This is a genomic window from bacterium (assembly GCA_016873475.1).
Taxonomy (GTDB): Bacteria; Krumholzibacteriota; Krumholzibacteriia; order JACNKJ01; family JACNKJ01; genus VGXI01.
The window spans coordinates 23,308-45,029 of record VGXI01000001.1; the positions used below are offsets into that span (position 1 = coordinate 23,308).

A 21,722-nucleotide genomic window follows, 5' to 3' on the forward strand; every position below is an offset into this window, starting at 1 on the left:
CTCCGCGGCGCGGCAATGGTCTATAATTGACCGATTCCAACCCGGCTCGACGCCGGCCGCCCGCGGAGCGACGATGTCCCCTCGCCCCTGGCAGCGCTTTGTCCGCGCCCTCGCGCCGGCGCTCTGCGCGCTCGGGCTCAGTGCGCCGCACGCGGCGGCCGGCACGGCCCTGGCGATCAGTCCGCCGGGCGCGGTCGATACCCGCGGGCCCCGCTTCACGCTGCTCGCACCCGAGCCGGGGGCCATCCTCATCGGCGGCGAGAGCGTCACGCTGCGCTGGTCGCTCGAGGACCCCTATCTGCCGGCGGGGCAGGCCGGGCAGGCGCCGCTCGGCCTGAGCTTCCACGTGGACGGAGCGCTGGTGCACGCGGACTCGCTGAGCCTCGCGGCGGGCATCGGTCAGCCGCCCAGCTTCGCCTACTTCTGGCTCGTCCCGTCGCTGCCCACGGAGAACTGCCGCTGGACGCTGACTCTCGCCGACGCCTTCGGCAACCTGGGCACGATCGAGAGCGAGCCGCACCGCATCGCCACCGACGAGAGCCCCGCCGACGCGCTCGCGCCCGCGGCGCTGAGCCTCGCGCCCAATTGGCCGAACCCATTCAATCCCGCCACGCGGCTGCGTTTCGGCCTGCCCCGCGCCGGCAGCCCGCGCCTGACCATCCACGACGTGCAGGGCCGCGAGCTCGCGCGGCTCTGGGACGGCCCGCATCCAGCCGGCTGGCTCGAACTGGAATGGCGGCCGCAGGCCCTGGCCAGCGGCGTCTACTTCGCGCGTCTCGTCCTGGACGGCGAGCAGCTCACCCGCAAGCTGGTGCTCCTCAAATGAGCACCCATCGGCGCTCGCTGCGCATCCGGCTGGCGCTCCTCGCGCTCGGACTCGCGCCTGCGCTCGCGCGCGGCGCCGAGCCGCAGGTCGCGAACCTGAGCTTCGCCCAGCGGACGGACGGCAGCGGGCTCGTCGACATCGCCTTCGATCTCGCCGACGCCGATGGCGGCACCCTCTTCGTCAGTGTCCAGGCCAGCGAGGACGGCGGGCTCACCTGGCTGGCGCCCTGCTACAGCCTGAGCGGCGACGTGGGCGCCGGCGTGCCGGCGACGCCCGGCCGCCACGCCGTCTGGAACGCGGGCGCCGACCTGCCGGGGCGCGAGCTCGGCGACCTGCGCCTGCGCCTGCTCGCCAGCGACGAGGCCTACCCGCGCGACATGCTGCGCCTGCCCGCCGGCAGCTTCATGATGGGCGAGACGGGCGCGCGCCAGGTCACGCTCACGCGGGACTTCCTGCTCGACCGCCAAGAACTGAGCAACGCCGAGTTCCTCGGCCTCCTGCAGTGGGCGAAGAGCGTCGGCCTGCTGACGATGCACGGGAACCTGGTCGTGGCCCAGCCCAGCGGCTTGAACCTGCTCGACCTCGGCGCCTCCACCTCGGAGATCAGCTACAGCGGGCCCAGCGGGCAGTTCAGCCTGCGCCAGGCGCCAGCGGCGGCCGCCGCCTATCCCGGCGGCTACGACTCCGGACCGCACCCGCTCAAGAATCTGAGCTGGAAGGGCGCGGCGATCGTCTGCAACTGGCTGAGCCAGCGCGCGGGACTGACGCCCGCCTACTCGACGAGCAGCTGGCTCTGCGGCGGCGGCGATCCCTACGCGGCCGTCGGCTACCGCCTGCCCACAGAGGCCGAGTGGGAGTACGCGGCGCGGCTCGCGGACGGCCGCCTCTACCCCTGGGGTGGCCCGGAGGTCGACTGCGAGCGCTGCAACGGCGCGCTGGGCGCGCCCTGCCTGGGTTGGAGCGCCGCCTGCGGCGCCCACGCCGCCGGGCGCAGCCTTCTCGGCGGCGAGGACCTGGCCGGCAACCTCGGCGAGTATTGCAACGACTGGTGGGGGTCCCTGGCCGCGGGCCAGTTCACGAACCCGAAGGGCCCGACGACCGGTATCACGCGCATCGTGCGGGGCGGAGATTTCCTCAGCGGCGCGGCGGCGCTCAAGACCACCGCCCGCGCCTCGCTGGCGCCGAACCAGGCCTCCTTCGCGACGGGCCTGCGCGTCGCGCGCAGCTGCGCGAACTCCTTCCCGGCTCCGCCCGCCGCGCCGACCCCGGCCGACGGCGCCGTGCTCATCGCGACGCAGGTGACGCTCGGCTGGACGGCGAGCGACCCCGACGGCGGGCCGCTGAGCTACGACCTCTACGTGAACGGTGCGCTGACCGCGGCCGGCCTCGCGGCCCCGAGCTACACGCTCGGCGGCCTCGCGCCCGACAGCGTGATTGCCTGGCAGGTGCTCGCGCGCGATCCGGGCGGACTCGCGCAGTGGGGCCCGCTCTGGCGCTTCGAGGCCTGGGCGCAGCCCACGGGCGAGGGCCTGCGTTTCGACTTCGACCAGGCCTACTTCGCGAGCGAGGCGGGCGAGCTGATCGCCGATCACGCGCTGGTCTTCGCGGACGGGCGCTACCACTGCTTCCACATCTACCATCGCGCGGGCGGCGGGCCGACCCAGCTCGGGCACATCACGAGCAGCGACCTGCGTCACTGGACGCGCGAGGCCGACATCCTGCCCGTCGGCGAGGGCGAGCCCTGGGAGGCCTGGGGCATCTGGGCGCCGCAGGTGATCGCCAATCCGCTGCCGGGTCCCGCCTGGCTGATGCTCTACGCCGGCGTCAAGGGCGATGGCCGGCCCCAGCAGATCGGCCTCGCCTTCAGCGAGGACCTCTTCACCTGGTGGCGCGCAGACGCGGCGCACGAGCAGCTCAATCCCTTCTACCACCCGACGGCGGCCTGGGCGGCCTGGACGGACGACGAGGCCGCGCCCGACTGGGCCGCGCCCTGCCGCGATCCCTTCGTCTTCCACCACGAGGGCCGCTGGCGCCTGCTGGCGACCGGGAAGGCACCGGACCGGAGCGGGCTGATCCTGCTCGCCGAGGCGGCGCCGGAGAGCTTCGCCTTCCAGGGGCGCGACGCGGCGGCGCCGCTGCTGCTGCGCGCGGACATCCAGCAGCCCGAGTCGCCGCAGCTCGTGGCCGTCGACCACGCCGACGGCCAGCGGCGCTGGCACCTCTTCTACTCCGATGCGAGCGGCACGCGGCACCAGATGGCGAGTGACCCCTTCGGCGGCCCGGGCGGCTGGTCGGGTGCCGAGGGCGCTGGCGACAACCTCGGCCTGCTCGGCTACAGCGCCGCCGAGCTCAACTGGCTCGAGGGGCGCTGGGTCTTCAGCCAGCATCACAAGGATGCGCCCGAGAACCGCTACCTGCTGCGCTTTGCGAGCCTGGACTTCGAGGCGAGCGGCGACGGCCGGCCCACCCTCGTCGAACCGGGCGGCGTGTCCGGGATCCTCGGCACCGACGGCGGCCGGCTCGAGGGCGCGCTCACCTGGGAGCTGATCGGCGCGCTGCAGGGGCACGCCTTCGAGCACCAGCCCACCTGGGGGGACAATCCGCTGTTCGATCCCGCGCGCGGCGTCGCGAGCGGGATGACGGGCAACAGCTACCTGGCCACCTACGAGCGGCATCCGCGGCCCGACACCGGCGAGCCCGGCACGCACTACGAGGACTTCAGCCGCGTCGGCTGGATCCGCAGCGCGCCCTTCCGGCTGCGCCACAACCGGCTGCGCCTGGCCGTCGGCGGCGGCCAGCAGCCGGAAGCCGAATTCGTGGCCCTCGTGCGCGAGGCGGACGGCGCCGTGCTCTTCCGCGCGACGGGCGCGGACAGCCACGTCCTCGCGCCACGGGTCTGGGATTGCGAGAGCCTGCGCGGGGAGTGGGTGCGCCTCGTCGTCGCCGACCTCGGCGCCGCGGATTGGGGAGCGATCGCGCTCGACGCGGTGCTTGCCTTCGAGGACCCGGACGGCAGCGCGCCGGGCGAGGCGTCCGATCCGAGTCCTGTGAGTCTCGACAGCCTGCTCGCCGCGGCGGGTTTCCCGCCGGCGCCGCGCCCGGCGCCGCCGGCGGAGCATCGCTGAGGTGAGCGCGCTGGCCCTCCACCCCGCGCGCAAGCCGGTTCTCCTGAGGTGGCGCGTGCTCCCCTCCTCGCCGCGCCCGTTGTTTCGGGCGCGGGAGGAGGGGAGAACGCGCGGTCACTTACTCTTAGGCCATCTGACCTGTTAGAGATTTCTTTCCACGTCGCCGGCCCTTGCCGGCGTTCTTGTCTCCAGCCCCTGGCGCATCCGCTCCCCATCCTCTGGAGACAAAGCCACGTTGCCCTTTTTCAGAAGCGTCGCCAGCCAGGACCGGTGCCCGGCCGTCAGCAGCTCCGGATGATAGCAGTCCGCGATCACCAGGTACTGGGCCACGGTCCGCTGCGCCTTGCCCGTCGCCTGGCAGAGCGTCGCCGCATCCAGGCCGCGGCGCAGCAGGACCTTGATCTGATCGTAGGCCTTCAGGTAGTTGTCCACCGCGGCCAGGCTGTGTCCCGTGGCACGTGCGATGTCCGGTGGACTCATCCCCTCTTCAAACCTCCTACAGATGATCCCCTTGTGCGTCGGCGAGCTGCCCATGTCCAGGACGTAGCCCTTCAGCGGCAGCGCCTCGCCCGTCTCCTGCTCGTAGGTGCGCACATACTCGTGGATCCTGCCCAGGGACCGGTTCATCAGCACCGACAGCTCCGCGCCCGTGAGCAAACCACCCTGCGCCGCTGCGCTCCGCACGAGCCGAACCAGCGTCTCGATATCGCGGCGGGCCTCCCGCCGGCGGTTGATGCGACCGTCACCCTGGCGCCCCGTCCGCATCCGCGCCTCGATCTCCGCCTTCGTCACCAGCGGCAGATGCACGATCTGCGTACCGTAAGCCTCGGCCCGCTTGCCATAGCCCACCTTCGCGCCCTCGCCCCGCTTCGTCGTCGCCCAGACGATCGTGCCCGGCTCGGCACGATCCTGCTCCGGATAAAACTCCCGCTGCAGATCCACGATCGCTTCCGCGATCAGACGAATCACCCGATGGCTGCCCACCAGCTTGAAGTCGGTCTCCAGCAGGTGCGCGATCGCCGAGCCGAAATCACGGCGGCCCACCGTCGCGTAGCGATCCCGGGAATCACCCATCAGGAGCCCCCCTTTTCTTCCCCGTTCGCCGGCAGCGAGGTGCGCACCTGCCGGGCAATCTCCGCCAAACGATCGCGGAAGGGCGACTCGGCATACTGCTCCCGTAGCCGCAGATACTCGCCCGCCAGCCGCTCGCTGATGCCCACCACGTAGGCGATCTCACCCGCTTCACGTAGGCCCTTCTCCCACAGCACCACCACACGGCCAAAGGTCTCCACGTAGCGTTTGATCGCCCCCGCGCTGTGGCGCGTCTGGCGCATGATCGCAGAGTACGTCATCCGGCGCAGGTAGAACTCGACGATCTTGGCCTTGTGCGACTGCCCCCGTCCCATCTCCTGCACCGTGCCCCGGGTCGGCACCCAGTAGTCCGCTGCCCGCAGCGCCGCAATGTCCCGGCGGATCGTCCGCACACCGGTCTGGAGCAACCGCGAAAGGTCCTCCTGGGTCAGGACCCCGCCCTGGTCCACCGCTTCTTCACACAGACGCAGCAGCCGGACGCGGCGAACGCCCTGCAGGCCACAGCGAACCTGGATCTCCAGATCCTCCAGCCCCCCGTCCACCGTCACGACCACAGCGACCTTCTTCATCGCCGCCAACGGCTTGCCCGCCGGCTCGCGCCGGCTCACCGCCGTGATCCGCATCTGCCCTTCCCGCACGTCGGTTGCGCTGCAAGACGGCAAAAGCACCTGCTGCGCCGTGGCCAACAGGGCCCGCGATAGCGCAGGTGCCAATTCGAAATCCTGCTCGAGGGCGTAGAGAAACTGATGCTCGATCGTCTTGGCCGCCAGCCGGGGCCCCGCGCTTCCACCCATGTCCCTCCTCACTTCCGCCTGCTCAAGGCGGGGGAATGACCGGATGATTTCCGGTCACTCCCCGCCTTGGCAACGGAAAGTCAGAGGTCAGGTGGCCTTATTTCAGGAGCAGCAGCTTCTGCCGGCCCAGCTCGCGGCCGTCCAGGCGCAGGCGGGCGAAGTAGACACCGCTCGCCGCGCGCTGGCCCTGGGCGTCCCGGCCGTCCCAGAGGACGAAGCCCGGCCCGGCCGGCAGCTCCTCCGCGAGCAAGGTCTGCAGGACGCGGCCCTGGGCATCGAGGATGGTCAGCTCGGCGCGGCCCGCCGCCGCCAGCTCGTAGCGCAGGCGCGTGCTTGGATTGAAGGGATTGGGGTGCGGCGCGAAGAGGCGGCCGGCGCCGGCCGCCGGCGCGACGGGCGCGTCCGACCAGCCGAAGCCGGCTTCCAGCAGCACCTGCCCGAGGGTCGGCCCGTCGGTCATCGGCGCCGTGGGCGGCATCGGATCCTGGCCGACACGAACGTACTCCTCGATGCTGTCGACGGCGATGTGTCCCCAGGCCACGGTGCTCAGATCGGCGATGACGAGAAAGACCGTCTGCCCCGCGAGGCTGGCCAGGTCCCAGAGCCGCGGCGTGATCTGGTGGCTGTCGTTGCCCGTCGCCCAGAGCAGGATGCGCTGATCGCTCGCGCGCACCAGGGCGACGAAGGTGAGCCCCGGCTGGTTGCCGCCGCCGACGCGGAGGCTCAGGCGATCGCCCGTCACCGTGAAGTCGTCGCTGCGGATCAGGCCCGTCGGCACGTTGCCCTGGATGCGGCCCGGCGGGTAGATCTCCGGGTTCGGGAAGAACTCGTAGGTGGCGATGTAGCTGTTGCCCGCCATCCCGGTGGGCACGCCGCTGCGCTCGTAGGGGTTGTCGCCCCAGGTCGGCTGGTAGTTGAACGCGGTGCCGAAGACGTTCGTCCAGTTCTCGGGCAACCCGTCGTTGAAGCTCACCGAGGGGTCGCCGCCTGGTCCGTCGAAAGCGATCTCGCCGAAGTGGTAGTAATAGCGCGTGCCGTCGCGCAGGCCGAGGCCGCGGTGCAGGCTCCACAGCTCGGGCTCGCCGGGGATGGTCGTGATCTCGCAGGCGTGCCCCTCGTCGATGTAGGTGCGGTTCTCCTTCGACCAGCCGCCGAGGAAGGTGGGGCTCGCGATGTGGCTGATCTGTTGCTGGCCCCCCTCGGTGAAGAACAGGTGGTAGTTGCCGCCCCGCTTCACGAGCTGCACGCTCTCGAGCACGTTCTGGCTGTCGTTGACGAAGAAGGCGCCGCGGTCCATCCAGGGGCCGAGGTTGAAGCTGAGGGCGTAGCTGATGGCGCCCAGGGTGTCCGGCGCCGCCGAGGCCGTATTCAGCAGGTACCAGCTGCTGCTGCCGTCCTCGTGGAAGATCTCGGGGTCGCGGCAGTTCGACCACTGCCCCGACGACCAGATCGCCCAGCTCCCCGGACGATAGATCGGGTTGTTCGGGTAGCGATACCAGTTGTAGAGGTTGTAGCTCGAGGCGAGGCCGGTCTGCTGGGTGACGGTGTAGTTGGCACCCGTGTAGTACATCAGCCAGTCGTTGCTGTTGGGATCATCGATGATCTTCGGCGCCCAGATGAACTCCGACTCCCAGGCCGGCGGATTCGGAATGTCGATCGAGAGGATGCTGTCCTGCCGCGCCCAGTGGCGCAGGTCGGGGCTGGTGATGTGGCCGAACCACTGCTCCTTGCGCAGGTAGTGGCCGCTAGGCGGCAGGCTCTGGATGTAGAAGACGTGGTAGAGCCCGTTGTGCTTGACCACCGCGTGGTCCTTGCACTGCAGGCCCATCGTCTCGAGGAAGTAGGGCTGCTCGAAGTCGGTGACGTGCAGCGCCCCTGCCGGCGCGGCCCTGAGCGTCAGAGCCGCAAGTCCCAGCAGAAGGGCCTGCGCGACCATGGGGAGTCGTGGCATTGCTCACCTCGCGAGAGGCCACAATTCTAGCAGATCCGCGCCGGACGCGGGGCCTTGAAATGGGCGGAGTTCGCGCTCCGGAACGGTGGGCAATCCCGGGGTCGTCCGCGGAAGGGAGCTCAGCGCTGCGCTGCCTCGCCCTCCGCTCGCTCGCGCTCGCGGGCCTGCTGGGCGAGCACGGAGAACTCGTCGGCGCGCCGGCTGTCGCGGCGCTCCGCGAAGATCCGGCTGAGCAGCTCGTAGACGTGCGCGGTCTCGGCCTGCGCCGCCGGCAGGCGCTGCAGCTGCTGCTCCGCGGCCGTCAGCTCGCCCATGCCGACCAGCAACTCGGCCCGGCCGAGCGCCGCCTTCGCATAGAGCGGGTTGATCGCGAGCGCCTTGCCGAGCTGGAGGAGCGAGGCCTCGCGGTGCTCGGCCTCCTGGAGCAGTCGCGCCAGGTCGTAGCGCAGGTCCGGCCAATCCGGCTGCAGCGCGACCGCGCGCTCGAGCAGTGCCACCGACGCGGCGAGGTCGCCGCGCCGGTCCCGCTCCGCAGCCGCTTCGCGCAGCAGCTCGATGGAGGCCGGCCAGCGCGCCAGGCCCTGCTCGAGCAGACCGAGCGCCGCGCTGGCATCGCCCAGCTTGCGCTCCCAACGCGCCCGGAAGAGCCAGTAGCGATCCGGCTGCCGGCCGGCGAGCACCGCCCAGGCGTAGAGCCGGCGCCCAAGCTCACCCTCGCCGCGGAACGTGAAGAACTCGCCCATGGCGGCAAAGAGGCGGCGGAAGGCCGGGCAGAGCAGGGCGCGCCGGAGGACCGCCGGTTCTGTGGCGAGGGGCGCTACGGCGGCGAGGAGGGCTTCGAGCTCCGGGCCGGCATCCGCGAAGTCCGTGCGCAGCCGCTGCACCAGCGCCTCGGCGCTTGGCGCCGCCTGGCTCGGGCGCAGGCCGCCCTGGGCCGTGAGCCAGCTCTCCCAGAGCTGCCGGTCCTCGAGCCCCGGCACGCGCACCGCGAGCGCCGCTCGCGCCTCGGCCGCGGCCGCGAGGGCCGCCGCAGCCGCCGCCGGGTCGCGCTCGGCGACGAGCTGCCCGCGCAGGAGCGCGTGCAGTCCCCATTCCAGCGTGAGGTCGGGGTAGGGCGGATGCTGCTCGCGACGCCAGCGGTAGTATGGCTCGCAGCGCTCGAGAAGGAGGATCCAGTCCACGGCAGCCTCAGCTTTCGAAGACGTGCTGCGCCTCGATGTAGCGGATGGTGCGCGACATGCTGCGCATCACGATGCTGTGCGTGTGGCAGCCGCCCCTGTGGAAGCGCACGCCGCGCAGCAGATCGCCGTCGGTGATGCCCGTGGCGGCGAACATGATGTTGTCGCCGACGGCGAGGTCGTTCAGCTGGAAGATGCGACCGGGATCGGCGAGGCCCATGCCCACGGCGCGCTCGCGCTCGGCCTCGCTGCGGAAGGCGAGCCGGGCCTGCATGTCCCCGCCCAGGCAGCGCAGGGCCGCGGCCGCGAGCACGCCTTCGGGCGCGCCGCCGGTGCCGAGCAGGATGTCCACCGTCGCCTCGCTGACCGCCGTGGCGATGGCCGCCGAGACGTCGCCATCCGGAATCAGGTGGATGCGGCAGCCGACCCTGCGCACGCGGGCGATGAGCTGCTCGTGCCGCTCGCGATCGAGGATCGCCACCGTGAGATCCTGCACCGGCTGCCCCTTGGCCTCGGCGACCGCGTGCAGATTCTCCTCCGGGCTGCGCCGGATGTCGATGGCGCCGGCCGCCGTCGGACCGACGGCGATCTTCTCCATGTAGGTGTCCGGGGCGTGCAGGAACTGCCCGCGCGGCGCGAGCGCCACCACGGAGAGCGCGTTGGGTCGGCCGTAGGCGACGCTGTTCGTGCACTCGAGCGGGTCGAGGGCGATGTCGACCGCCGGCTCCGCGCCCGTGCCGACGCGCTCGCCGATGAACAGCATCGGCGCCTCGTCGCGCTCTCCTTCGCCGATCACGACGACGCCGTCCATGGCGATGCGGTTGAAGCCCTCGCGCATGGCCGTGGTCGCCGCCTCGTCGGCGGCGTTGGGATCGCCGCGGCCGAGCAGGCGGGATGAGGCGATGGCCGCCGCCTCCGTGACGCGCACGAACTCCAGCGCGAGATTGCGATCCATCACGGGCTCCTCCCCGTCTAGACGGTGTCTCCTCCCGGGAGAGGCGGCTGGCGCTGGCCGGCGCGCAGCTCATCGTTGAGGATCAACGCCACGTCGTAGGCATGGAGCACGAATCCGGCGAGGAGCAGGGGCAGCGCCTCGCCGCGGCTCACGAGGAGGAGGACGAAGCCCCCGAGCAGGCTCCACCAGAACCAGTTGGCCTGTTCGAGGTAGAGGTAGCTGAAGGGCCCGAAGAAGAAGGCAAGCGTGGCGGCGACGAAGGGCCGCTTCGTCTCCCGGGTGCCGTGCAGGCGCAGCACGCGCGGCCAGGCGCTGGGCGCGCCACCCTCGAAGGCGGTCGCCTCGCCGGCGGGCGACGCCGGAGTCTCCGCGGACGTGCCGAGCGCGGTCGGCGACTCGCGTTCGGGCGGTAGCAGGCTCAGGTCGAGACCACAGGCGGGACAGAAACTGGCCCCTGTCGGTGTCGGCTGGGTGCAGCGAGGGCAGTTCATCAGGTCTCCTTTCCGCGATCCGGGGACCCGGGCGCCGGGCGTATTCTGCGGCGTCGGCAGTCTAGGAGCCCCCTGTCGCGCGCGCAAGCATCATTCGGGCCTGTCGCTTGTGGCGAAGCCCGGTCCCGACCTATTCTCACCGCATGTGGCGACGCCCGCATTTCCCCGGCCTCCTGCTCGCGGCCTGCCTCGGCTGCTCGGAGTCGAATCGCCAGCAGCCGGAAGCGCCGCGCGCGCAGGCCATCCGGGCCGCAGCGGCAGCGGTGGACGTCCATCGTCTCTACGCCCACGTCGCGGCCCTGAATGGCATCCACTCGCGCTGGATGCACTACGACCCCGGCACCGCCGCCACCATCAACTGGCTGCTCGAGACGCTGGCGGCCCAGGGCACGCCGGCCAGCACCGACAGCTTCACATTCCGCCGCATCCGCGACATCCACACGGCCAACGTCGTGCTCCGCATCCCGGGCCAGGTCAGGCCCGGGGAGCACGTTCTCGTCGGCGCCCACTGGGACACGACGAGCTATCCCGAGAGCTGGCAGGACTCGACCGCCCGCGCGCCCGGCGCCGTGGACAACGCGAGCGGCGTCGCCGCCCTCCTCGAGCTCGCCCGCGTCCTCGCCGAGCGACCCCTCGAGCGCACGGTCGAAATCGTGTTCGTCGCCGCCGAGGAGGTCGGCATGTTCGGCAGCCGCCGTGTGCGGGATTACTGGCGACACGAGACCGGCCCCGACAGCCTCGTCTGCTACATCAACGTGGATATGCTCGGCTACGACGCCGACCTGCCCGATGCGAACATCCTCTGCGATACGCTGAGTGCCGCCCTCGCGGCGGACTTGCTGCCCTGGGCCCAACTGACCGGCGAGGGGTTGGCTCTCGATACCCTCTTGCGTTCGACCGGGAATCCGGGGGGCAGCAGCGACCATCTTCAGTTCTGGTACTACGGGCTGCCCGCGATCTGGGTACACGAAGGGCCGGGCGACGTTTCGCCCAACGCCAATACCACGGCGGACAGCCTGCCCGATCTGTGCCCCAGATTCCTCGCGGCCGGCACGCGGGCCCTCGTCGGGGCGGTCATGCATCTCGCGGAGCCGGTGCTACGCTGAGACCGTCGGCCGCCGCTGTCCCGCGCCCAGCGCCGCCAGCTGGCTCTCGAGGGTCTCCCGGCGCAGGACGCCGAGGATGCGGCCGCCCGCCTGCACCGGCCAGGCCTCGCGTCCGCCGGCCCGCAGGCGGTGCAGCGCCTCGCCCACCGGCAGCGCGGCGGGCAGCGGCAGGAGTCCCTCCTCGACGAGCTGGCCGAGCGGCAGGGGCGCCGGCATCACGAGGAAGGCCGACAGCAAGGCGCGGCGCGAAAGGAGGCCGAAGCGGCCGCCCTCCAAGTCCACCACCGCCCAGGCGATTCCCTCGCGCGCGGCCAGCGCGGCCTGCAGATCGACCAGCCGCGTCTCGCGGTTCGCGAGCAGCCAGGACGCGGGATCGAGGCACTCGCCGACCGGGCGGTGGCTTAGGAACTCGTCCAGGCGCACGCCGCGCAGCTCGCGACCGCCGGCCACGAAGAGGAAGACGCCGATGAGGCCCAGGAGCAGGTACTGCAGTCCCAGCAGCGGCAGCAGGATCAGGAGGGCGGCGAGAATTCGACCCGCGCGCACGGCCCACTCCGTGGCCCGCAGGTAGGGCAGCCGCAGCGCGAGCAGCGCGCGCAAGACGCGACCGCCGTCGAGCGGGAAGGCCGGGAGCAGATTGAAGAGCGCGAGAGCCAGATTCGCGTGGAGAAAACGGGCCAGCAGCCCTGCGCCGAGGAGCCGCTCGCTGAGAAGCGGTCCCTCGGCCAGGCCCAGCCCGAGGAGCGCCGGCGCGGCGAGCGCCAGGTTCACGGCTGGCCCGGCGATGGCGATGAGGATCTCCTGTCGCGGGCGGCGCGGCAGGCGGTCCATCAGCGCCATGCCGCCCAGGGGCATCAGGGTGATCGAGCGGATCGCCACGCCGAAGCGCTGCGCGACCAGACTGTGTCCGAGTTCGTGCAGTAGAACCAAACTGAAGACGAGCAGGAGGCTGAGCAGGGTCAGCGCCGCCTCGCGCCAGCCGCCGCCGAGTCCATAGAGCAATCCAAGGAAAATCAAGAAGGGCGGAAAGCTCCCGTGGAGAACCACTTCGATCCCGGCGATCCGCCCGATGCGCAACCGCGCCATGCCTGGCTCCTCTCGAGTCCGCTGGTCCCCGGAGGCGACGCCGCAGCGCAGCACCGGCACTCGCCCGGATTTGACCTCGCGCGAATCCGTCTGTTATAATCTCGGCCAATTGACACGCGCTCACAACCCCACGCAGGACTGCGGCATGACCTCTGGTTCGATCCGGCCGGCGCGACGCGCCGCCGCCATCGCAATCCTCTGTGTGCTGGCCGCGCTCCCCGCCCGGTTCGCCCGCGCCGAGCTCCGCTTCGACTTCGAGCAGCCCTACTTCGTCGAGGAGCAGTCCGTCGCCTGCAAGGACCACGCCCTGCTCAAGGTCGACGGCGTTTACCACGTCTTCTACATCCACAGCTTCCCGCCGGTCCCGCCCGACTACCTGCGCAGCGAGCGCTGGCTCGGCCATCTGACGAGCACCGACCTGCGCCATTGGGCACGGCAGGACAGCATCCTGCCGGTGAGCGAGGTGCCCCCCTACGGCTGGGAGGGCAAGTTCATCTGGGCGCCGAAGGTGATCCAGGATGTCTCCGGCGCCTGGTTCCTCTTCTACACGGGAGTGAGCCAGACGGTCACCCAGCAGACGGGCCTCGCCTACAGCTGGGACCTCTACGATTGGGCGCGCTGGCCGCTGAATCCGATCTACCGTCCGGGCAGCTGGTCCAATTGGACGGCGGGCGCCTGGGCCAATTGCCGCGACCCCGAGATCTTCCGCGAGGCCGGCAGCCCGGACTACTACCTGCTCAACACCGCTAGCACGGCATCCGGACTGGGCGCGATCAGCTTCGCCCGCAGCCCGAACACGATCAACTGGGTGGACCTGCCGCCTCTCTTCGTGAATAGCAGCACGGCCGTGCTGGAAAGCCCGCAGCTCGTCAAGGACGGCGACCTGTACCACCTCTTCTTCACGGAGGAGTGGGTGCAGGGCACGAGCCACATGACCGCGCCCACGCTCACGGGCGCCTGGACCAAGGACAACCTGGAGATCATCGACCCCGGGAACGCCCCCGAGATCTCGAACCTCGGCGACGAGGTCGTCTTCAGCCGGCACAACGCCATCCTCTCGCCGGACGGCCCGATCTACTTCTACCGCTTCGACCACATCGCGCTGGACGGCCCCGGCGGCGCCGCGCAGATCACGCCGCTGCCTTCGGCGCTGGCGGACTGGACGATCGTCTTCGGCTCCGCCTTCGACAACCAGCCGACCTGGGGCGACAATCCGTACCAGCGCGGCGACGGGCAGAGCCATCTGCAGGGCAACAGTTACATCGCGACCTACGAGGACTTCCCCGAGCCCATCGAGGGGCAGGAGGGTGACGCGCAGGGCGTGCTGCCGGTCGGCCTCCTGCGCAGCGCACCGTTCACGATCAGCGAGAACCGGCTGCGCCTGCTCGTCGGCGGCGGCAACGACCCGAGCCGCCTCTTCGTCGGCCTCGTTCTCGTGGCCGGCGACATGCTCGTCCTGCGCGCCACCGGCCAAGGAAGCCACGCACTTGCGCTGCAGCTCTGGGACACCAGCGTCCTCATCGGCCAGGAGGCCTATCTGGTCATCGCCGATCTTTCCTTCACCGCCGGTGGCTTCTTCAGCGTGGACGACATCGAGGACTACCACGAGACGGGCATCGATCCCTTCCCGCCGACGCAGCCGACGATCCCCGGGCCCACGCTCGAAGAGGTCCTCGACGCCGTCGGCTACGGGCAGACCGCGGTCGCGCCGGCGCCGGCCGGTCCTGCCGGGCGCTTGCTCGCGCCCTATCCGAATCCCTTCAATCCGAGCACGCGCCTGCGCTACGAGCTGGCGCGCGGGGCGCGGGTGGAGATCAGCATCCTCGATGCCGCCGGCCGCCAGTTGCGCCGCCTGCTCAGCGCCCCGCTCCCGGCCGGACCCGGCTTCGTCAGCTGGGATGGTCGCGACGAGGCAGGGCAGGGGCTGCCCAGCGGCGTCTACCTGGCGTGCCTGAGCATCGACGGCCGCGCCGCCGACACTCGCAAGCTCCACCTGATTCGCTAGGCTTCCCGCCCGCGGCCGCTAGTTCGCGACCAGCAGGCCGAGGTCTTGGCGCGCGGGCATGTGGTAGAGGATCCGCAGCAGCTTGATCTCGTCGGCGGATGGACGATCGACGGTGTTCGTCGTCGCCAGCACGTGCAGCGTCTCGAGGCTGTGCCGCTGGGGCCCCAGGGCGTGGCCCAGTTCGTGGAGGATGACCCGCTGCAGGTTCGCTTCGCTGCCCGGCTGGCCGTTGGCGACCCAGCGGATCTCGCTGCGCAGCGGCACGCCGGTCCCGGCCTCCCAGGCCGTGTAGCGGTGGCTGCTGTACCCTTCGCTGGTGTAGACGATGTCGATGGCGCTCTCGGCCGGGCTGGCCACCTCGGTGAAGAGGTCGAGCCCCGTGTCCTCCTCCCAGATCGCAAGCGCATTGCGCGCGAGTGCATCGTAGGCGATGCCGTTCAGGGCGTAGGGGGCGAGGTGGATCGGGATCGGGTAGCGCGGATGGACGACGACGCCCTCGCCGAGATCGTTCAAGCCGCCGCTGATCCCCATCGTGAGCAGGTAGTCGAGGAACTGCGGGTAGGCGCCGCTCTGCGTGCTTCCCGCGCGGAAGGTGCCGTGAAGGTAGTGCAGCGAGTCGTCGATGGCGCGCGTGTCGAGAATGTCGTACCAGACACCGACGCCGCTGGTCATCTCGTCGCGGAGGCGGCCGGTGGGATTGCTCTCGCTGCCCGCCGGCTTCAGGGGAACGTTCGAGCAGTGGAAGCGCCCCTCGGCATCGGTGAAGACCCACACCTCGTCCTGCAGGCGGCCGATTCCATAGCGCACCTCGACGGCGGGGATGCCCTGACCCGTCTCCCAGTCGAGCAACCGCCCGCCGACCGCGAAGCCGGCCACCTTGCCGGAGGCGGCGGCACTCCAGGCCGAACGGTTGCCGCAGCCGTCCTGAGCCCGCACACGCACGTAGAAGAGCCGACCCGGGGCGAGCTGAGGGATCACGAAGAGCTCCTCGCTCGCGCCTGGCGTGGCCGGCAGGAGGCCGATCAGGTTCGTCGTGTTCCACTGCTGCGGTGGCAGGAGGCTGTCCCAGAAGCGGACCTCGTAGCGCTCGGGCTCTCCTTCCGGCAGGTCCACCGCCGCGTCGAAGCGGACGACGAGATCGCCGGGATTCGGCCCCGGGCCGATGCGCAGGTCGCTCACGGTACCCGGCGGCTCCTGGTCGCCGCAGGGGGCGATCGTCAGGTGCCAGTAGTGGAAGAGGCTGATGGTGGTCCCCGGCACCCAGGCATGGCCTTTGACGAGCAGCGCGCCCTCGGCCTGCGGCACGAAACGCAGCGCCTGGCCGGCCCCCACGTAGACGTTGTCCACGCTCCAGCGGTACTCGACCGGCCCCGGCGCATTGAGGACGGTCATCGTGAACTCGAGCGTATCGTTCACCGCGGCTGCGACCTCGGGATCCGGCGGCGTGACGAGGAACTCGATGCCGGGCGTCACGTTCACCCGCAGGGGCCAGCTGCGGCCCAGAGTCAGGCCGGCGTCCAACACCTGCAGCGTGACCGTGACGAGGCTGTCCTGGCGGATGTTCGGCCAGACGAGGCCGAAATCGGCGGGTCGGAAGAGGAACTCGCCCCCGGCGAGGGGCAGCAGGCTGTCCCCCACCAGGGCCTCGTAGCGAGCCTCGGTCCCCGCCTGGGCGGCGAGGAGGAAGCGCTCGGTGCCGTCCTCGTCGAGAACCAGGGTGTCCGTCCCGCTGGGCGAGAAGTAGAGCAGCCGCGGCGGAATGGCGGCCGGCGGCACGGCGCGCCCGCAAGAGCCCAGGCCGAACGCGCCCGCCAGCCAAAAGAGGAGGATCATCGGGACGCCACCGCGCCCCGCGGCCGTCTTACCCATTGTTGCCATCGCCCTGAACCGATGCCGGCGCCGCGCCGACCCAAGCGGAATCTAAGGTCCCGGGAACCGCAGGGCAACGCGGCCGTGCAAGCGCCGGGGTTGAAGCGGTTTCCGGGCTCCTGTATATTGCCCCTGCCTCAAGAGAACTTCCCCCATTCCGACGAGGGTGACCATGAACTTCCCGCTTCGCTTCCTTGCCGTCGTCTGCCTCCTGACCCTGGCCGCCGTGGCTGGCCAGGCTCAACCCAGCGAGGTGGAGCAGCTCGTCGCCAGCGGCGGCGAGTACTACCGAAACGGCATGTACCGGCAGGCGGTGGCGAGCTTCCGGGAGGCCTTCACCAAGGACAGCAAGCACCTCGACGCAGCCAAGGGCCTGGGCAACGCCGCCATGCAGCTCCAGGACTGGCGGAACGCCAAGTCGGGCTTCGAGGCCGCCCACGCGCTGGCGCCCGAGGACTGCGCGGTCACCAACAGCCTGGCCTACGTCTACCTCGCCCTGAAGATCGAGGAGCGGGCCAAGGCGACCTACGAGGAGATCGTCGGCAAGCCGGGGACGCCGGGCTGCGAACCGGGCAACAACTTCGCCAAGGTCAACCTGGCCACGCTGTACATGCGCTCGCGCAACGATGAGGAGAAGAGCCGTGCGCTGCAGGTCCTCAACCAGGTCGTGAACAGCGACGTCCAGGACACTTCGCTGCTGGCGCGCGCCCACTTCTCGCTCGGCACGCTCTACCGGCAGAACAAGAGCTACGACCTGGCGATCTCCAACCTCGAGAAGGCCTACGAGTACGATCCGAGCAAGCTGGACGGCCGCTACAACCTCGGCCTCCTCTACTTCAACAAGCAGCAGTACGACAAGGCGCTCAAGCACCTCGAGCTGGCCTACGCCGAGCAGGAGAACGACTACAACATCAACCTCATGCTCGGACTCGTCTACAACGAGATGCCCAACGGCAAGGAAGACGCGCGCAAGTACCTGCAGCGCGCGGTCGACGTGATCGAGTCGCTCGAGGCGACCGCGCGGCCGGACAAGAACCTGCCCCACCGCTACCTGGGCAACATCTACAACGACATCGGCGAGCCGGCGAGCGCCCTCGAGGTCGTGGACGCCGGGTTGCGTCTGGTCAAGGATCCCTCCGAACGTGCGGGCCTGCTCTGCACGCGGGCCAAGGCCTACGAGAAGCAGGGTCGCTACAAGGACGCCCTCGACATCTTCGAGTCCATCCTCGATGACCCCCAGTGGGGCGGCTACGCTCTGACGGAGATCAAGCGGCAGGAGAGCCTGATCGCGCGGGCTGGCGCTTCGGGAGACTAGGCGCCGGCGGAGGAGATGCGCCTCACCTGGTTTCTCGCCCTGCGGCAGCTCGGCGATCCCCGGCGGGGTCGCGCGGTCACGCTGACGGCACTGGTCGCGATGGCCGGCATCGCCGTCGGCGTGCTCGCGCTGACCGTGATCCTCTCGGTGATGAACGGCCTCGAGTCCGAGCTGCGCCGGCTCATCAACGACGGTGAGGCCCACATCGAACTGCGTCCCGGCGGCGGCCGAGCGATCGCCGACCCGGCGCCCCTCCTCCAGATCCTGGCCGATCGCGCCGAGCTGGCCGCGGCTGCGCCCTTCGTGCGCTCGGAGGTGCTCGCCGTCGCCCTGGACGCCACCGGCTACGAGCGCCTCGAGACGGCGACTCTGACCGGCATCGATCCCGGGCGGGAGGCGGCGGTGACCGGCGTGCTCGCCATGAGCTACCCCGATTTCACCGGCTTTGCGCCGCACCCGGGCTGGATCCTGCCGGACGGCGACGGCAAGGAGCCGGGAATCCTGCTCGGCGAGGAGCTGGCCCGCAATCTCCAGCTCGGTCTGGGCGAGCGCCTCCGCCTGCTCGTCCCAGACGCCAGCACGGGCAGCGCCAGCGATCTCGACTCGCTGCGCGGCCGCGAGGCCTGGTTTCGCCTGGTCGGGCTGGTGGACGCCGGCCTGTACGAGTTCAACGCGACGCGCGCCTTCGCCGACCTCCGCGTCTGCGGCGAGTTCCTCCAGGTGACGGGCCGCGCGCAGGGCCTCGGCCTGCGCTGCGTCCGACCGGAGCTGGCAAGTGCCGTGGCCGAGAGCCTGCTCGCGCTGCCGGCCCTCGCCGGTTATCGGGCCGAGACCTGGCAAGAGCGCAATCGCGTGCTCTTCGAGGCCATGCACCGCGAGAAGGTCATGATGTACCTCTTTCTCCTCCTCACGGTCGCGGTCGCCAGCCTCGGCATCGTCAGTGCGCTGACGCTCATGGTGAGCGCGAAACGGGCCGAGCTGGGGATCCTGCGCACCCTGGGCTTGAGCCGGGGCGGCGTTCTCGGGCTCGTCGTGCTGGAGGGCTGGCTGGTGGGTCTGGTCGGCGTGCTGGTCGGGCTGCTTGGCGGCTGGCTGCTCGGGCTCTACTTGCAGGTCCATCCCCTGCGGATACCCTGGGATCTCTTCGTCCTCGAGACGGTCCCGATCTTGCTCAATCCCATTGACTTCCTGCGGGTGGGGACCATTACCCTGGCCGTCTGCCTGCTGGCCGCCTTGTACCCTGGCTGGGAGGCGGCGCGTCTGGATCCGATCGCGGCGATCCGGTCGCTCTGAAGCCGCGGGCGAAAGGGACGCGCTTGGGCATCGACTACGTCATCCCCTTCCCCTGCCAGAACAGAGAGGAATTGGGCGAGCCGGGCCTTCGGCGCTGGACCTTCCTCTTCATGGTCCACAAGTACCTGGCCGAGCGCCCGGAGTTGAATCGGCACGGGCTGGCGGACAAGCAATGGCAGATGCCCTCCTACCGCGGGGAGCAGGTCGAGCCCGAGGCCTTCACGATCGAGGACGTGCGCAAGGTGGGCGCGGACATCGGCAAGCGCCTGCGGATCTGCCGCGATTGCCCCGCGAACCTCGACCCGAAGGCCGAGGAGTTCGGCTGCGTGGGCAGGATCAACTACCCCCTGCTGGCCAGCTTCGAGGAGTTCCTCGGCGAGCGCTTGCAGCCCCTGATCGACCGCCGCGGCGTCGAGGAATGGCCCACCCTGCTCAACCTGATCCTGCGCACGGACTCGCCCTTCACCGGCGCCCCCGTGGCGCGGCTCCGGGCCACGGAGCTGCGCGGCGGCAGCCGCCTGCTGGAGCGGCACGAGCCCGTGGCCTTCCGGCGCGCCGGCGACGGGATCAGCACCGACCACATCCTGCACGCGCTGCTCGGTCTTGCCTCGCCAAACAGCGCCGACACCGGCTACGCCCGCGAGATCCCGCGCGAGCTGCTGAGCATCTACCTGGACTTCCTGGCCGGGGTCCTCTACGAGCGGATGAGCGAGGAGCGCGTCATCGACTTCTCCCGCAGCTGCTCGACCTATCTCCAGTTCCGCTGGCTGCACCGCGCGCTGCGGCTGGCCTTCAAGCTGGACCTGCCGCTGCTGATCCACTGAGCAGGGACTAGATCTCGTGCGGCAGGAGTTCCTCGGGGCTGAGGAAGTACTTGTCGGCGGGGTAGTACGCGAGGTTGCTCACGCGAGACGTGTAGAGGCAGGCGAAGTCGCACATCTGGTCGCCGAAACGGCTCAGCTCGTTGTCCACCTTGCAGAGCGGTCCCCAGTAGCGGTTGAAGCGGCGCCGGATGCCGACTTCCACCTCCTTGATCGCGAGCAGGTTGGCCGTGAGGCGGCGGTCCAGCTCGCGCCCTTCCGCGCCCAGCGCTTCGAGGCGCTCGTCGAGGGCGCGGAGTTCGTCGGGGGGCAGGGAGCGATAGCGGCTGAGCTTGGTCTGGCGGGCCGCGTCCAGGCTCTCACGCGCCTCCAGAAGCCGCTCGAGAATCGCCTCGTTCTCCACCTGGAGACCGTCGATGCGCTCCGTGTCCGGTGCGCTCGCCTCCATCGCCCGGAGCTCGTGCTCGAGCTCCTCGACGACCATCATCGTGCGCCAGCCGCAGGTCTTCTTGGACCGGAGAATGTCTCCGTAGATGTGATCGCCGACGTAGAGGATCGCGTCGCCGCCGGCCCCCAACTGCTGCTGGAGGAGCTGGACGTTGCCGCCGGCGAAGCACGGCACCCCGTGGCAGTCCCCCGCGACGGCTCGCCAGGGCGCCGGTCCGGCGAAGAAACCCGGCTTGCGCGAGTCCGTGACGATGAGGTCGAAGTAGCTCCACCAGGGGCGCTCGAGGCCGTCGACGAGCACGTGGCTGAGCACCGCGTCGGTGTAGGTCAGGTCCGAGTTCGTGAGCAGGAAGAGCTTCTTTCCCGCCCGGCGCAGCTTGTCCAGCGCGGCCGGAAGCCTGGGATCGCGGAGGAAGCACTCGCCCAGCCGCTCGAGGATGATTGCCTTCAGGGTGCCGTCCCGGTGCACCAGGTCGACGCTGCTGCGGATGTCGTCGAATAGCCGGCGGTAGTCCAGGTCTCCCAGCGCCGCCGCCTCCATCGCCTCGACGACGCCTGCGTAGAGGGAGATCTCCGGCAGGCCGAAGAGGGTGTCGTTGCTCCAGAAGCGCTCGTCCGACATGCGGAGGCCGCCCCCCGTGTAGAGGGCTCTGCGCATCTCCTTGTCCAGCCGGCGCCGGCCGTGCAGAGCCTCGGCCACGTACTGGAACTTGTCCATTTTCAATATGTTACCTGTGACTTTGTCCACGACGAGGCCGCGGATCCCGAACTCGGGGTCGTAGCGGACCTCCCGCAGCAGCTCGGGGTAGCCGCAGTCGCGGATGAGTCTCTCCTTGGCGTGGTCGAAGGCCAGGGCCTCGATGAAATTGCGGTTGTAGAGCGCCAGGGTGTGGTCCATGTCGAAGCCCACCCAGCGGATGCTCCCCATGCGCAGGTTGCGATTCACGTAGATGCGATTGGGCTTCTCGATGAAGCGTTCGAAGCGGTGGGCGGCCACCGTCGGCAGGCGATGCGGGGAGATCTCTGAGGCTTTGCGCATCATGGCTCAGTGAATGTGCCGCGCGCGCGGCGCGGGGGCAAGCGAAGGGGCCTTGGTATCCGAGGACTTCCCTTAGTGCATAATCCTTGCCAGGAATTCCGAATTGCCGAAAAAAGTCCGCCAGGGGTTGACCCCTGCCGGAGCGTCTGCCTAGACTGCTGCCCTCAGGAGGAGGTGCCCCGACCATGAAGTCCACCGTCGCCCCCCTGTTCGCGCTCGTGTTCGCCCTGGGCCTGCGCCCGGTCGGGCCCTGGCGCGCGCCTGCCCCCGGGGGCGGGGCGGCGGCCGGTGCGGACTCCCTCCTGCGCCCCTCGCCGACCCTGGCCCTC

The 21,722-nt window shown here is 70.3% G+C and carries 16 protein-coding genes; 7 read left to right on the plus strand and 9 right to left on the minus strand.

The window, feature by feature from the left end; all coding sequences use genetic code 11:
* Positions 1–73: 73 nt before the first annotated feature.
* Complete coding sequence (locus FJ251_00100) at positions 74–826, plus strand: T9SS type A sorting domain-containing protein (protein ID MBM4116143.1); 753 nt, start codon at positions 74–76, stop codon at positions 824–826.
* Positions 733–3,951 (plus strand): hypothetical protein, encoded by a 3,219-nt coding sequence (locus FJ251_00105; protein MBM4116144.1) that lies wholly within the window; start codon positions 733–735, stop codon positions 3,949–3,951. Before FJ251_00100 ends, FJ251_00105 begins: the two co-directional genes overlap by 94 nt.
* Positions 3,952–4,092: 141 nt before the next feature.
* On the opposite strand, the gene FJ251_00110 is transcribed toward FJ251_00105, so the two are convergent.
* From FJ251_00110 to FJ251_00135, 6 genes are all read right to left on the minus strand, one after another.
* Positions 4,093–5,025 (minus strand): DUF1670 domain-containing protein, encoded by a 933-nt coding sequence (locus FJ251_00110; protein MBM4116145.1) that lies wholly within the window; start codon positions 5,023–5,025, stop codon positions 4,093–4,095.
* Positions 5,025–5,837 (minus strand): DUF1670 domain-containing protein, encoded by an 813-nt coding sequence (locus FJ251_00115; protein MBM4116146.1) that lies wholly within the window; start codon positions 5,835–5,837, stop codon positions 5,025–5,027. Before FJ251_00115 ends, FJ251_00110 begins: the two co-directional genes overlap by 1 nt.
* A 97-nt stretch (positions 5,838–5,934) precedes the next feature.
* Positions 5,935–7,788, minus strand: a complete 1,854-nt coding sequence (locus FJ251_00120) for a hypothetical protein (GenBank protein MBM4116147.1) — start codon at positions 7,786–7,788, stop codon at positions 5,935–5,937.
* Positions 7,789–7,907: 119 nt separating this feature from the next.
* Entirely contained in the window at positions 7,908–8,969 is a 1,062-nt protein-coding gene (locus tag FJ251_00125; protein MBM4116148.1) for a tetratricopeptide repeat protein, read from the minus strand.
* A 7-nt stretch (positions 8,970–8,976) separates the two neighbouring features.
* Positions 8,977–9,921 (minus strand): class II fructose-bisphosphatase, encoded by a 945-nt coding sequence (gene glpX / locus FJ251_00130; GenBank protein MBM4116149.1) that lies wholly within the window; start codon positions 9,919–9,921, stop codon positions 8,977–8,979.
* A 17-nt stretch (positions 9,922–9,938) separates the two neighbouring features.
* Positions 9,939–10,412: a zinc ribbon domain-containing protein gene (locus FJ251_00135; protein ID MBM4116150.1), complete on the minus strand. Its 474-nt coding sequence runs from the start codon at positions 10,410–10,412 to the stop codon at positions 9,939–9,941.
* A gap of 143 nt (positions 10,413–10,555) precedes the next feature.
* Between FJ251_00135 and FJ251_00140 the strand changes: the two genes are divergently transcribed.
* Complete coding sequence (locus FJ251_00140; GenBank protein ID MBM4116151.1) at positions 10,556–11,518, plus strand: Zn-dependent exopeptidase M28; 963 nt, start codon at positions 10,556–10,558, stop codon at positions 11,516–11,518.
* On the opposite strand, the gene FJ251_00145 is transcribed toward FJ251_00140, so the two are convergent.
* A complete protein-coding gene (locus FJ251_00145) occupies positions 11,510–12,604 on the minus strand; it encodes a hypothetical protein (GenBank protein ID MBM4116152.1) in 1,095 nt (364 codons plus the stop codon). The genes FJ251_00140 and FJ251_00145 overlap by 9 nt on opposite strands.
* Between FJ251_00145 and FJ251_00150 the strand changes: the two genes are divergently transcribed.
* The gene (locus FJ251_00150; GenBank protein ID MBM4116153.1) at positions 12,588–14,609 is read left to right on the plus strand and encodes a hypothetical protein; all 2,022 of its coding nucleotides are present in this window, start codon (positions 12,588–12,590) and stop codon (positions 14,607–14,609) included. The genes FJ251_00145 and FJ251_00150 overlap by 17 nt on opposite strands.
* An 18-nt stretch (positions 14,610–14,627) precedes the next feature.
* Here the strand turns inward: FJ251_00150 and FJ251_00155 are convergent, their stop codons facing one another.
* Positions 14,628–16,442: a hypothetical protein gene (locus tag FJ251_00155; protein ID MBM4116154.1), complete on the minus strand. Its 1,815-nt coding sequence runs from the start codon at positions 16,440–16,442 to the stop codon at positions 14,628–14,630.
* A 208-nt stretch (positions 16,443–16,650) separates the two neighbouring features.
* Here FJ251_00155 and FJ251_00160 point away from each other — a divergent pair, with 208 nt between their 5' ends.
* Genes FJ251_00160 through FJ251_00170 form a run of 3 tightly spaced genes read left to right on the plus strand, consistent with a single transcriptional unit; the run spans position 16,651 to position 19,910 of the window.
* Entirely contained in the window at positions 16,651–17,793 is a 1,143-nt protein-coding gene (locus tag FJ251_00160) for a tetratricopeptide repeat protein (GenBank protein MBM4116155.1), read from the plus strand.
* A gap of 15 nt (positions 17,794–17,808) precedes the next feature.
* A complete protein-coding gene (locus FJ251_00165) occupies positions 17,809–19,086 on the plus strand; it encodes an ABC transporter permease (protein ID MBM4116156.1) in 1,278 nt (425 codons plus the stop codon).
* Positions 19,087–19,109: 23 nt separating this feature from the next.
* On the plus strand, positions 19,110–19,910 hold the full coding sequence (locus FJ251_00170; protein MBM4116157.1) for a hypothetical protein: 801 nt from the start codon (positions 19,110–19,112) through the stop codon (positions 19,908–19,910).
* 7 nt (positions 19,911–19,917) lie between these two features.
* Here the strand turns inward: FJ251_00170 and FJ251_00175 are convergent, their stop codons facing one another.
* Positions 19,918–21,396, minus strand: coding sequence for an HAD-IG family 5'-nucleotidase (locus tag FJ251_00175; protein ID MBM4116158.1), 1,479 nt, complete (start codon positions 21,394–21,396; stop codon positions 19,918–19,920).
* Positions 21,397–21,722: the final 326 nt, after the last annotated feature.

Excerpts from the sequence above, each read along its gene's own strand:
- FJ251_00100 (MBM4116143.1), top strand. The coding sequence starts at position 74 with ATGTCCCCTCGCCCCTGGCAGCGCTTTGTCCGCGCCCTCGCGCCGGCG.
- FJ251_00105 (MBM4116144.1), top strand. The coding sequence starts at position 733 with ATGGCGGCCGCAGGCCCTGGCCAGCGGCGTCTACTTCGCGCGTCTCGT.
- FJ251_00110 (MBM4116145.1), bottom strand. The coding sequence starts at position 5,025 with ATGGGTGATTCCCGGGATCGCTACGCGACGGTGGGCCGCCGTGATTTC.
- FJ251_00115 (MBM4116146.1), bottom strand. The coding sequence starts at position 5,837 with ATGGGTGGAAGCGCGGGGCCCCGGCTGGCGGCCAAGACGATCGAGCAT.
- FJ251_00120 (MBM4116147.1), bottom strand. The coding sequence starts at position 7,788 with ATGCCACGACTCCCCATGGTCGCGCAGGCCCTTCTGCTGGGACTTGCG.
- glpX (MBM4116149.1), bottom strand. The coding sequence starts at position 9,921 with ATGGATCGCAATCTCGCGCTGGAGTTCGTGCGCGTCACGGAGGCGGCG.
- FJ251_00135 (MBM4116150.1), bottom strand. The coding sequence starts at position 10,412 with ATGAACTGCCCTCGCTGCACCCAGCCGACACCGACAGGGGCCAGTTTC.
- FJ251_00140 (MBM4116151.1), top strand. The coding sequence starts at position 10,556 with ATGTGGCGACGCCCGCATTTCCCCGGCCTCCTGCTCGCGGCCTGCCTC.
- FJ251_00150 (MBM4116153.1), top strand. The coding sequence starts at position 12,588 with ATGCGCAACCGCGCCATGCCTGGCTCCTCTCGAGTCCGCTGGTCCCCG.
- FJ251_00145 (MBM4116152.1), bottom strand. The coding sequence starts at position 12,604 with ATGGCGCGGTTGCGCATCGGGCGGATCGCCGGGATCGAAGTGGTTCTC.
- FJ251_00155 (MBM4116154.1), bottom strand. The coding sequence starts at position 16,442 with ATGATCCTCCTCTTTTGGCTGGCGGGCGCGTTCGGCCTGGGCTCTTGC.
- FJ251_00160 (MBM4116155.1), top strand. The coding sequence starts at position 16,651 with ATGAACTTCCCGCTTCGCTTCCTTGCCGTCGTCTGCCTCCTGACCCTG.
- FJ251_00165 (MBM4116156.1), top strand. The coding sequence starts at position 17,809 with ATGCGCCTCACCTGGTTTCTCGCCCTGCGGCAGCTCGGCGATCCCCGG.
- FJ251_00175 (MBM4116158.1), bottom strand. The coding sequence starts at position 21,396 with ATGATGCGCAAAGCCTCAGAGATCTCCCCGCATCGCCTGCCGACGGTG.